Source organism: Kitasatospora sp. NPDC093806 (assembly GCF_040683335.1).
GTDB lineage: Bacteria > Actinomycetota > Actinomycetes > Streptomycetales > Streptomycetaceae > Kitasatospora.
In genome coordinates, this window is the sequence record NZ_JBFBDO010000004.1 from 104,583 (window position 1) to 116,388 (window position 11,806).

An 11,806-nucleotide genomic window follows, 5' to 3' on the forward strand; every position below is an offset into this window, starting at 1 on the left:
ACACCGCCGTACCGCAACGCCGAAGGGCCGGCCGGGAGTCGTACGCTCCCGGCCGGCCCTCGCGCGCTACGGGGCGGCGGCCGCCCCGGCCGTCAGCCGCCGAAATAGTCGTCGGACCGCAGCCCGGCCCGGTCGCAGGCGGTCTCGCGCGCCGAGGAGTGGTCGACGGCCGGGCGCTCGGCGAGGATCCGCCGGGCCCGCGAGTCGGCCAGGCTGCCCGCGTACCAGGGCTTGGGACCATCGGCCGCCAGCTCGAACGTGATGATGCCCAGCGCACAGGTCCGGTAGTCGCCCGGCAGCCGGTCCAGCGCCGGGACGGCGTCGAGCGAGAGGCCGCGGACGTTGCGCAGGTCGAGCTGCCCGGTCCGCTCGAACCTGGCCACGTTCTGCTCGGCGATCATCGCGTCCGGCCCCATCAGCCCGTACACGGCGGCGGCCAGTGCCGCGCTCAGCACCGCCGCGCGCGGCAGCCAGGCGGCGGAGCGGGTCAGTCCGGCCGCGATCAGCAGCAGGAACACCACGCCCAGCCAGATCTCGACCGCCAGCACCCAGAGCCGGAGCGTGGTCAGCCCGGAGGCGTCCACGTAGAACCACATCCGGCCGAGCGCCGAGGCCACCACCACCAGGGTGAGCAGGCAGAGCGTGCCGAGCAGCAGCCGCGCCAGCCGGCGGTCGCCCTCGGTCCCGCGCGGCGCCCAGCGCTTGGCGACGGCGACCACCAGCAGGGTCAGCACGGTGACCACGAGCAGCTGCCAGAAGCCCTGCCGGGCGTACTCGGAGCGGCTCATCCCGGTGTTCGCCAGGATCGAGTCCCGCCCGCCGAGCACCACCACCGCCTGGACCACCGCGAAGGCCCCGAACATCAGGTCGAGCGCGACCAGCGGCAGCGCCCACTCCAGCCGGCCCCGGGCGCGGCCGGGCGGGACCACGGTGCGGTCCCAGCGGCGCGGGCCGGCCGCGATGTGGGCGAAGCCGAGCGCGATCGCCAGGCCGAGCCCGAAGAGCGCGACGTGCCGCGGGAGTTCGCCGAGGTCCAGGCTGGGCACGAGGCTCCCCAGGATGTCCGCCATGGCCGCGTCGGCGCTGGCGAACAGGCCGCCGAAGACGGCGAGCAGCACGGCCGCCACCAGGACCGCCTTGACCACCGGCAGCACCCGGTCCCGGCCGACCGCGGCCCGGCCGCGCAGGCCCTTCAGCGCCCAGCGCAGGCCGGGCACGAGCTGCCAGAGCAGACCGGGCAGCGCGAGCAGCACCCCGGGCCAGCGCCGGCCGCCGTGCAGCGCGAGCGAGGCGAGGCCCAGTGCCCAGAGCGTGCACATCAGCACCGGCCAGCCGGCCTCGGACAGCGCCGGGACGGCGAGCAGGGCGAGCGCGAGCACGCTCCACAGGACGGTCCAGCCGCGCGGTCGGCGGCCGGCGGCGCGGGCCGCGATCCCGGCTCCGACGGTGACGACGACGGCGCAGAGCAGCAGGTTGACGCCGAGTCCGTCGGCCAGCAGCCAGGAGGTCAGCAGCCCGGCCAGCACGGCCGCCGCGACCGTCTGCCCGGCGGCCGGCGCCTTCCGGTCCGGGTCGCTGGGCCGCAGCCACTGGAACGGCCGGGGCGCGGGCACACCTGGCGTCCGGTACGGCCCGGCACCCGCCGGTCCGGGGCCGTAACCGGGAGCAGGCCCATAACCGGGGCCGGGAGCAGAGCCGTAAGCAGGACCGGGCCCGGACCCGTAGCCGGGAGCAGGCCCGTAACCGGGACCGTAGCCGGGAGCAGGCCCGTAACCGGGACCGTAACCGGGGCCAGGCCCGTAACCGGGGCGCGGAGGTTCGGCACCGGTCGGCCCGCCGTCCCCGGCGGGCGTGGTGATTCCGGACATGGGTCCCCCTCAGTGGTCAGGCGGGCGGGCGTGCGGAAACCACCCTCGGGGCGGTCCGCCGTCGGGCACGCGGAACCACACCGGTGACAGCACCGGGCACCGCGGCCGAAGCCGACTGTAGACCATTCTGAACAGGTTCAAAAATACCGGATCGAGCTCTGTCACACCCCTGTGACCGGGGCCGCGACCGTCAGCCCTTGACCGAGCCGGCCAGCAACCCGCGCACGAAGTACCGCTGGAGCGCGAAGAAGACCGCCAGCGGGATCACGATCGACAGGAACGCCCCCGCGGTGAGCAGTTCCCACCGTCCGCCGAAGGAACCGGACAGCTGCGCCAGCCGGACCGTCATCGGCGCCACCTCGGGCGTGCCGCCCGCGAAGGTCAGCGCCACCAGCAGGTCGTTCCAGACCCAGAGGAACTGGAAGATCGCGAAGGAGGCCAGCGCCGGGGCGCAGAGCGGCAGCACGATCGAGCGGAAGATCTTGAAGTGCGAGGCCCCGTCCACCACCGCCGCCTCCATCAGGTCGCGCGGCAGCTGCGCCATGAAGTTGTGCAGCAGGAAGATCGCCAGCGGGAGCGCGAACATGGTGTGCGCGAGCCAGACCGGCGCGTAGGTGCCCTTGAGGTCGAGCGCCGGCACCAGCGTCAGCGACCCCAGGTGCGCGCCGCCGGAGAACAGCTGGAGCAACGGGATCAGCGCCATCTGGAGCGGCACCACCTGGAGCGCGAACACCACGAAAAACAGCGTGTCGCTGCCCCGGAAGCGCACCCAGGCCAGCGCGTACGCGGCCATCGCCGCCAGCACCAGCGGGAACAGCGTGGCCGGGACGCTGATCGCCAGCGAGTTCACCAGGAACGGCATCAGACCGGTGGAGACGCCGGAGCCGCCCTCGAACAGCACGGTGTGGTAGTTGTCCAGGCCGAGGTCCGGGTGGAGGAAGGCGTTCCACCAGCCGTCGGCGGTGACGTCCCGCTTGGGGCGCAGCGAGGTGACCAGCAGGCCCAGGGTGGGGATGGTCCACAGCACCGTCACCGCGATCACGAAGACCGAGGCGAGCGGGGTGGAGAAGGCCTTCCGGACGGGGCTTCCGGTACTCCGTACGCTCATCGGACCGCACGCTCCTTGCGCAGCTGGACGATGTTGTAGGCCACCAGCGGCAGCACCGCGAGGAAGAGGATCACCGCCAACGCGCTGCCCCGCCCGGTGTTGAACTGGACGAAGGACTGCGAGTACATCTCGTTGGCCAGCACCTGGGTGCCGAAGTTGCCGCCGGTCATGGTCCGGACGATGTCGAAGGCCTTCAGCGTGGTGATCATGACGGTGGTCAGGACCACCACCACCGTGGTGCGGATCATCGGCACGGTGACGTACCAGAACAGCCGCACCCCGCGGGCGCCGTCCAGCCGGGCCGCCTCGGTGATCTCGTCCGGGATCGCCTTGATCGCCGCCGAGAGGACCACCATCGCGAAGCCGGTCTGCACCCACACCATGACCGCCATCAGCAGGAAGGTGTTGAGCGGCTGGGAGAGCATCCAGTTCGGCGGGTCGTCCCAGCCGAGCGTGATCGCGACCTGGCTGAGCAGGCCGATCTGACGCTGCGACGGGTCCCGCGACTCGTAGACGAACTTGAAGATGATCGAGGCGCCGACCAGCGAGATCGCCATCGGCAGGAAGATCAGCGACTTGTACACCGCCTGGCCGCGCATCCGGTCGACCAGCAGGGCCAGCACCAGGCCGAGGCCGGTGGCCGCCAGCGGCGCGACCACCAGCCAGAGCACCGTGTTGACCAGCACCTCGTGCACCGAGTCGGTGGTGAAGGCCCAGCCGAAGTTCTCGCCGCCGACGAACCGGCTGCTGTCGTCGTTGTAGAGGCTCAGGTAGACCGTGCGGATCAGCGGCGCGACCAGGCCGACCAGCAGCAGCACCACCGCCGGGCCGAGCAGGACCAGGACGGCCAACGGGCGGGCGAGCCGGCCGGACGCCCGGCCGGCGGCCAGGAAGACCAGCAGCAGGACGCCGAGGAACCCGGCGATCGCGCCGAAGCCGTTGCCGAACTTGACCACCGCGTCGCCCCAGGCGCCGGCGGAGAGGGACATGGCGTGACGTCCTTTCCCTGCGGAGGACGGACTTTCCCTGCGAAGGCTTTCCCTGCGAAGGCTTTCCCTATGGAGGCTTTCCCTGCGGAGGACGAGCCCCACTGCGGAACGGAAGGGGGTGGGCGGTGCGGGTGGGTGGCCCCGCACCGCCCTCGACAGGTGGTCCCGCGACGCGCGCCGCTACTGCGGCCAGGCGGCGTCGATGTCCGCGGCGGTCTTCTGGATCGACTGCCCCTCGGCGAACCAGGCGGTGAGCGACTTCCACTCCTGCCCGGCGCCGACCGCGGCCGGCATCAGGTCGGAGCCGTCGAACCGGAAGGTGGCCGCCGGGTCGGTCAGCGCGTCGGCCGAGAGCCGGTCGATCGGATCGGTGTACAGGCTCTTGTCCACGCCCTGGTTGGCCGAAACCCAGCCGCTCGCGGTCCGCACCCGGCTGCTCGCCCAGTCCGTGCTGGACAGGTAGTCCTGGACCGCCTGCACCTCGGGCCGGCTCGCGAACGCGGTGAGGAACTCCCCGCCGCCCTCGACCGGGTTGGGCACCGAGGGGTTCACCGCCGGCAGGTGGAAGGCGAAGATGTCGCCGTCCGGGCCGATCTTCGTCTCCTTCGGCCACTGCGCCTTGTAGAACGACGCCTGCTGCAGCATGAAGCACTTGCCGGTGAGGATCGGCGCGCCCGCGTCCTGGAAGGTCGTGGTGGCGATCGACTTCACGTCGCCGTAGCCGCCGTTGACCCAGGCCGGGTTCTGCATCCAGTCGGCGACGGTCTTCATCGCCGCGGTGATCTTCGGGTCGGAGAACTTCAGCTGGTGCCCCACCCACTGGTCGTACACCTCGCCGCCGTACGAGCCGAGCACCACCTCCTCCAGCCAGTCGGTGGCCGGCCAGCCGGTGGCCGTCCCGGAGGCGATGCCGCCGCACCACGGCTTGCCGCCACCCGCCTTGGCGATCCGCTCGCTGAGCGCCATCAGGTCGGCCCAGGTCTTCGGGGCCTCGTAGCCGGCCTGCTTGAACGCCTTCGGCGAGTACCAGACCAGGGACTTCATGTTGGCGCTCATCGGCGCCGCGTAGAAGGTGCCGTTGACCGAGCCGTAGGTCTTCCAGACCGGGCTCCACTTCGCCTGGTTCGCCACCGTCTGCTGCGACGGCTTGACCACCTTGCCGCTCTTCACCATCTGCGCCAGCAGACCGGGCTGCGGGATGATCGCGAAGTCCGGGGCGTTGCCGCCGCTCACCCGCACCGGCAGCTGGGACTCGAAGTCGTTGCTGCCCTCGTAGCTGATCCTGATGCCGGTGCACCGACTGAAGTCGGACCAGGACTTCTCCAGGTTGTCCGACTCGGGGCTGAGGATCGACGCGAACACCGTCACCGTCTTGCCGGCGTGCCCCGCATAGGGCTGGTAGACGGCGCAGTCACCGGACAGCGTCGCTCCGGCGGAGCCGCCGGAGCCTCCGGAACCGCCTGAGCTGTCGGAGCTGTTGGAGCAGGCCGCGGTCAGGGCGACGACGGCCAGCAGGGCCGGCAGTGCCGATGGACGGCGGCGGGCACGCGTGGACGGCACGGTCGGGGTGGGGGTCAATGCGGTCCTCCTCGGCAGGGCGCGGACGCTCGGCTGTACGACAGAACGACATTGCGCTGTACCGGAGATCGACGTTCGACATGGACGCGGCGGCCGGCCGATCTGATGACGTTAACGCAGCCGCCACGCGCCGCCAAGGTCCCGACACGCCCTTCACCCCCGTACACCCCCGCACGCCCCGGAACGACCCGGAACGCCGACCGCCCCACCCGGAACCGGGCGGGGCGGGGCATACGAGGGGCAGACGATCGGATGATCGGTCAGAACAGCCGGACCGGCAGCTCCTTCAGCGCGTTCACCACCAGCGAGCCGCTCGGCCGCAGCTCCTCGTCCGGCACCGCCAGCGACAGCTCCGGGAACCGCTCGAACAGCGCCGGCAGCGCGATCCCCGCCTCCAGCCGGGCCAGCGGCGAGCCCGGGCAGACGTGCGGGCCGTGCCCGAAGGACAGGTGCCGGATCGGGTCCCGGGTGACGTCGAACAGCTCGGCCGTCACCCCGTGCTGCGCCGGGTCGCGCCCGATCGCGTTGTACGAGATCAGCACCGGCTCGCCCTTGGGGATCACCGTGTCGCCCACCGGCACGTCCTCGGCGGCGAACCGGAACAGGAAGTTGCTGGTCGGCGGCGTCCAGCGGAGCGACTCCTCGACCACCGCGTCCCAGCCGACCTCGCCCGCCCGCACCAGCGCCAGCTGGTCCGGGTGCGACAGCAGCGCCCGCACCGCGTTGCCGATCAGGTTCACGGTGGTCTCGTGACCGGCCGCGATGATCACCCGCAGGGTGGCCGCCGCCTCGGCGTCGGTCAGCGCCCCGCCCTCGGCGTCGGCCAGCAGCAGCACGCTCGCCAGGTCGTCCCCCGGGGCCGAACGGCGCTTCGCCACCAGGTCGTTGACGAAGGCGTTCAGACCGGCGATGGTCGCCTGGATGCCCTCCGGGTTCGGCCGCGCGCCGAAGAACCGCTCGTACAGGTCGCGCAGGTGGGCGTGGTCCGACTCCGGCACGCCGAGCAGCGAGCAGATCACCGTCATCGGCAGCGGGAAGGCGAAGGCGGACTTGAGGTCCACCTCCGGCTCCCCCGCCGCCAGCGTGTCCAGCAGGCCGCGGGTGATCTGCTCCACCTGCGGGCGCATCAGCTCCACCCGGCGCGGCGTGAACGCCTGCGCCACCAGCGCGCGCAGCCGGCGGTGCGCCGCGCCGTCGGTGGTCACCATGCTCGGACCGGGCACCGCCAGACCGATCAGCGGCCAGGTCTTCGGCACGTCCCCGCGCTGGTAGGCCGCCCAGTGCTCGGCGTTCTTGACCAGTCGGGCGTCGGTCAGCAGCTCACGGGCGGCCGCGTGCTGGGTGACCGCCCAGGCGGCGACACCGCCGGGCAGCTCCACCGGCACCACCGGGCCGGCGGCGCGCAGCAGCGCGCCCTCGGCGGCGTTGTCGCGCGCCAGCGGGTCGAGGACTATCGGGGCGGGGGCGGTCATCGGCTACAGCTCTCCTTCGGTTCCGGTCCTGCGGATTCCGGACCTGTGCACGGGAAAGGGAACGGGCCGCAGCCCGCGTACGGCGGAACGGGCCTCAGCCCGCGTACCCCGGCGTGAACGACACCGGCAGCGCCACCAGCCCGCGCACCCAGGCCGACGGCCGCCACACCAGCGCGTGCTCGGCCACCGCCAGCCGCAGGTCCGGCAGCCGGTCCAGCAGCACCTCGACCGCCGTCGTCGCGATCACCTCGGCCGCCTCCTGCGCCGGGAACGGGCAGCCGTGGTCGCCGTACGAGTAGCTCAGGTACGCGCGGTTGCCCTCGGCCGGCCGGCCGTCCGCCTGCCGCACCGACGGATCCGCGTTGGCCCCCGCGAACCCGAGCAGCACCATGTCCCCGGCGGCGATCCGCTGCCCGCCGAGCCGGGTGTCCCGGGTCGCCCAGCGGCCCGCGAAGATCTGCGTCGGGGTGTCCTCCCAGAGCGCCTCGTTCAGCGCCTGGCTGATGCTGCGCCGGCCGCCGGACAGCGAGGCGGCGAACCGCCGGTCGGTCAGCATCAGCCGCAGCGCGTTGGAGATCCAGTACGAGGTCGGCTGCTGGCCGGCGATCAGCAGCACCCGCAGGTCCCGCATGACCTCCTCGTGGTTCAGCCCCGCCGGGTGCGCGAGCATCCGCGAGGCGATGTCCTCGCCCGGGTACTCGGCCTTCTCCGCCACCAGCTCCTGCATCACGCCGAGCAGCCGCATCGCGCCGGCCGGGGCGTCCGGACCACCGTCCAGCATGGTGTGCAGGGCCTCGATGAGCACCGGCGCCTGCTCCTCGCTCAGCCCGAGCACCCGGCAGAGCACCAGCAGCGGCAGCCGGTGCGCGTACTCGGCGACCATGTCCGCCTCACCCCGCCCGGCGAAGTCGTCGATCAGCCGGTCGGCCAGCTCCTCGCAGTGCTTGCGCAGCTCGTACGGGTCGACGGCGGCCAGCGCGTCGGTGACCGCCCGGGAGCGGCGGACGTGCTCCTCGCCCTCGGCGTACAGGATCGACGGCACCGGGGCCATCATCGGCTTCAGCGGCCAGTTCTCGGGGACGGTCGCCCAGCCGGTCCAGCGGGTGGAGTCCCGGCCGAACAGCTGCGGCTGACCGGTCACCAGCTGGAGCTCCCGGTAGCCGATCACCAGCCAGGCCGGGACCCCGCCGGCCAGCTCGACCGGCGCGACCGGGCCGTGCGCGGCCCGCAGCTCGCGGTAGAGCTGCCCCGGGTCGGTCTGGAAGCGCGGCCCGTACAGCGGGGTGGCGCCGGCGTGCGCCGGGCAGCCCGGCGGCGGGGTGGCGGCGGCGGGCTCGGTCACGGGGTGCTCTCCTCAAGGACGGGGGCGGCGGCGCCGACGGCCGGGGCGACGGGGGCGCCCGCCGTCGCGGCCTCGACCCGGGCGGTCAGGTGGCGGACCAGCTCGATCAGCACCCGCTTGCCGGACTCCCGGTCGCGGGCGTCGCAGTCCACCAGCGGCACGTCGGGCGACAGGTCGAGCGCCTCGCGGACCTGCTCCAGGCTGTGGGTCGGCTCGCCGAAGTTGTTGCGGGCGACGATGAACGGCGTGCCGTGGTGCTCCAGCCGGTCGATGGCGTACCAGGACTCCTCCAGCCGCCGGGTGTCCACCAGGACGACCGCGCCGAGGGCGCCGCTGAACAGCCGGTCCCAGAGGAACCAGAAACGCTCCTGCCCGGGCGCGCCGAACAGGTACAGCACCTGGCTGGCGGACAGGGTGATCCGGCCGAAGTCGAACGCGACCGTGGTCGACCGCTTGCCCCAGGCGCCGGTGGGGTCGTCGATCCCCTCGCCCGCCTTGGTCATGGTCTCCTCGGTGTTCAGCGGACGGATCTCGCTGACCGCGCCGACCAGGGTGGTCTTGCCCACGCCGAAGCCGCCGACCACGACGATCTTCAGCGCGTTGTCGGCGGTGCGGCGCAGCGGGGTCCGCCCGACCGGGCGCGGGTCCCGGTCCTCAGAGCTGTTGGAGTCCATGCAGTACCTGCTTCAGCGTGTCGAGATCGGGCAGCCGGGCCTTGTTCGGCGCGAACCGCGGGTGCCGGGCGGTGATCGATCCGCCCTCCAGCAGGTCGCCGAGGAGGATCTTCACCACCGACACCGGCAGCGCCAGCTCCGCGGCGACCTCCACCACGGCGGTCGGCGCCTCGCACATCCGCAGGATGCGCGCGTGCTCCGACTGCATGCCCGGTGCCGGCTCCCGCTCGGCGACGATCAGGGTGACCAGGTCGAACGCGTTCTCCGGGGCCCGGCTGCGGCCCCGGGTGATGGTGTACAGGCGGTCCGGGTCGTCGTCCCGGCCGGACAGGAGCGGACGCCCGTCGGTGTTCCCCCCGCGCCCGCTCATGCCCGGGCGCTCCCGTCGGTCACCGATCCGCCGGCCCCCGCCGCCTCGGCGTCCTCCCGGGCCGGGGCGCTGAGGTGGACGCCGATCTGCTCGATCAGCCCGTGCATGTTGTGGCCGACCACACCGACGTCCGCGTCCTCGTCGGTGACCACGGCCAGGTGCGCGCCCTCGCCGGCCGCCACGATGCACAGCACGCCGCCGTGGAACTCGGTCATCGACTGCCGCACGCCGCCGGTGCCGTCACCGAACTCGATGGACGCGCCGTGCGCCAGGCTCTGCAGGCCGGAGGCTATCGCGGCCAGCTGGTCGGCCTGGTCGTTGCCCAGCCCGGAGGTGTGGCAGAGCTTGAGGCCGTCGGCGGAGAGCACCAGGGCGTGCCGGGTGCCGGGCGTGTTGCCCAGCAGGTTTTCCAACAGCCAGTCGAGGTCGCGGTCGGTGGCACTGCTCATCAGGAGTCCTTCTCGGTGACGGGGGAAGCGTCGGACGCGGGGTGCGGGGTGGGCACCGGGTCCGGGGTGGACCGGGGGCCCGGGACGGACCGGGTGTCCGTGGGGTCCGGGATGACCGGCGTGCCCGCGGGCGGGGTGTCGCCCTTGGCCCGCTGGGCCGCCTGACGGAAGGCGCCGAACCGGGCGGCGGCGCTCACCCCGTCCGGACGGGCCGGCCGGTCGGCGGCCGCGGCCGCGGGGGCGGTCGTGGCCATGGTCTGACCGCGGCGGCGCTGCGGCAGGCCGCTGTCGGTGACCCGGACGGGAGCGGGGGCCGCCGCCGGGACGACCGCCGACGCGGACGGCACGGACGGTGAAACGGGAACGGGGGCGGCCGTCGGGGCGGCCAGCGCCGGGCGCGCGGGGGTGAGCGCGGGGCGCGGGACGGCCGCAGCGATCGGCTCGGGCGCCGCGGGCGCCGGAGCGGCCTCCGGCGCGGGGTGCGTGACCAGCTGCTGCGGGATCAGCATCACCACCCCGGTGCCACCGCGCGCCGACGGCCGGAAGGAGATCTGCAGCCCGTGCTTGCGGGCCAGCGCCCCGACCACCGCCAGGCCGATCCGGGTCCCCGCCGACAGCGCGGTCAGGTCCAGCGGCTCGGCCGAGACCGCCCGCTCGGCCCGGCGCAGCCAGCTGTCGCTCAGGCCCAGGCCGCTGTCCTCGACGGTGATCGCCAGGCCGGCCGGCACCTCCTCGACGTACACGTGCACCTCGGCCGGCGGGGCGGAGAAGTTGGTGGCGTTGTCCAGCAGCTCGGCCAGCGCGTGCATCACGCCCTCGGCGGCGAACCCGGCCACCGCGGCCGTGCTCGCGTTGTGCAGCCGGACCCGCTGGTAGGCGCCGATCCGGCCGAGCGCGCCGCGCAGCACCGACTCCACCGCGATCGGCTTCGCCCAGCGCCGACCCGACCGGGCACCGGTGAGCACGGCGATGCTGTCCGCCATCCGGCCCGCCTGGGCGGTCGAGTGGTCGAGGCGCAGCAGGTCGCCGAGGACCTCCTCGTCGTGCCGGTGCTGCATCTCGCGCAGCTCCGCGTGCATGCTCGTGGCCAGGGCCTGCACCCGGCCGGCGGCGGTCGCGCAGACCGCCAGCGCGGCGGCCCGCAGCTTCTCGCCCCGGCCGATCTCCTCGGCGACGGCGCGCAGCAGCGCGCGCTGGGGGTGGTCGCGGTGGGCGGCCAGCGCGCCGTCCACGGTCGCGCCGCCGCGCAGCCGCTTCACCACCTCGGGCAGCACCTCGTCGGCCAGCCGGTCCAGGGCGGCCCGCTCGGCCAGCTCCGCCTCGACCGCCGCGCGCGCCCGGGCGGCCTCCGCGCGGGCGGCGGTGACCTCCGCCTCGGCCCGCCCCTGTCCGGTCCGGGCCTCGTCCCGCTCGGCCTCCGCCGCGGCGGCCCGCGACCGGGCGGCGGCCTCGGCCTGCCGGGCCGAACCGGCCACCACGAGCGCCGCCATGGCCTCGTCGTCCTTCGCGGCCAGCGCCACCTCCAGCCGGCGGGCCCGCTCGGTGGCGGTCGCGGCCTGCCAGACGGCGATCAGCCAGAGCACGGCCACCGCGGCCACGGCGACGGCGGTCAGCGGCTGCCCGGCGTCGAGAGCCCGCAGCACCCCGACCGGCCCGGCCACCACCGCCAACAGGGCGGCCGCCGCCGTCAGGGCCTTGGTGCGCGCATCGGGTCGACGGCGTGGCCCGCCGTCGGGGCTGGTGGATTCTGTCATCGGTGCGGTGTCCTCGGCAGCGGGGCGGGCTGATGCGCGACCGCCCGGCCGACGTCGTGGAACGTCTCCGGGCGGGTGATCGGTACACGCGGTCGGCCGATCATATCCATTCATACAGTGCGCTCAACCGACGAGTTGACGGTCAGTCTCGGCCAGGCACGCTCCGTATACCGCTCCGCCCCCGTCCCCTCACCCCACCGCC

At 73.8% G+C, this 11,806-nt stretch carries 10 protein-coding genes; all 10 read right to left on the minus strand.

Going from position 1 to position 11,806, the window contains the following annotated elements; genetic code table 11:
- Window positions 1–92 precede the first annotated feature (92 nt).
- Entirely contained in the window at window positions 93–1,613 is a 1,521-nt protein-coding gene (locus AB0N76_RS04945) for a DUF4173 domain-containing protein (protein WP_363553231.1), read from the minus strand.
- Window positions 1,614–2,058: 445 nt separating this feature from the next.
- Entirely contained in the window at window positions 2,059–2,976 is a 918-nt protein-coding gene (locus AB0N76_RS04950; RefSeq protein WP_363553233.1) for a carbohydrate ABC transporter permease, read from the minus strand.
- Entirely contained in the window at window positions 2,973–3,965 is a 993-nt protein-coding gene (locus AB0N76_RS04955) for a sugar ABC transporter permease (RefSeq protein ID WP_363553235.1), read from the minus strand. Before AB0N76_RS04955 ends, AB0N76_RS04950 begins: the two co-directional genes overlap by 4 nt.
- A gap of 180 nt (window positions 3,966–4,145) precedes the next feature.
- Window positions 4,146–5,543, minus strand: a complete 1,398-nt coding sequence (locus AB0N76_RS04960; protein ID WP_363553237.1) for an ABC transporter substrate-binding protein — start codon at window positions 5,541–5,543, stop codon at window positions 4,146–4,148.
- A gap of 260 nt (window positions 5,544–5,803) precedes the next feature.
- Window positions 5,804–7,015: a cytochrome P450 gene (locus AB0N76_RS04965; protein WP_363553239.1), complete on the minus strand. Its 1,212-nt coding sequence runs from the start codon at window positions 7,013–7,015 to the stop codon at window positions 5,804–5,806.
- A gap of 94 nt (window positions 7,016–7,109) precedes the next feature.
- Complete coding sequence (locus tag AB0N76_RS04970; RefSeq protein WP_363553241.1) at window positions 7,110–8,357, minus strand: cytochrome P450; 1,248 nt, start codon at window positions 8,355–8,357, stop codon at window positions 7,110–7,112.
- A complete protein-coding gene (locus AB0N76_RS04975; RefSeq protein WP_363553243.1) occupies window positions 8,354–9,031 on the minus strand; it encodes an ATP/GTP-binding protein in 678 nt (225 codons plus the stop codon). The genes AB0N76_RS04970 and AB0N76_RS04975 overlap by 4 nt, the downstream gene beginning before the upstream one ends.
- Entirely contained in the window at window positions 9,012–9,401 is a 390-nt protein-coding gene (locus tag AB0N76_RS04980) for a DUF742 domain-containing protein (protein WP_363553245.1), read from the minus strand. Before AB0N76_RS04980 ends, AB0N76_RS04975 begins: the two co-directional genes overlap by 20 nt.
- Window positions 9,398–9,850, minus strand: coding sequence for a roadblock/LC7 domain-containing protein (locus tag AB0N76_RS04985; protein WP_363553247.1), 453 nt, complete (start codon window positions 9,848–9,850; stop codon window positions 9,398–9,400). The genes AB0N76_RS04980 and AB0N76_RS04985 overlap by 4 nt, the downstream gene beginning before the upstream one ends.
- The gene (locus tag AB0N76_RS04990; protein WP_363553249.1) at window positions 9,850–11,604 is read right to left on the minus strand and encodes an ATP-binding protein; all 1,755 of its coding nucleotides are present in this window, start codon (window positions 11,602–11,604) and stop codon (window positions 9,850–9,852) included. Before AB0N76_RS04990 ends, AB0N76_RS04985 begins: the two co-directional genes overlap by 1 nt.
- Between the last annotated feature and the right edge of the window lie 202 nt (window positions 11,605–11,806).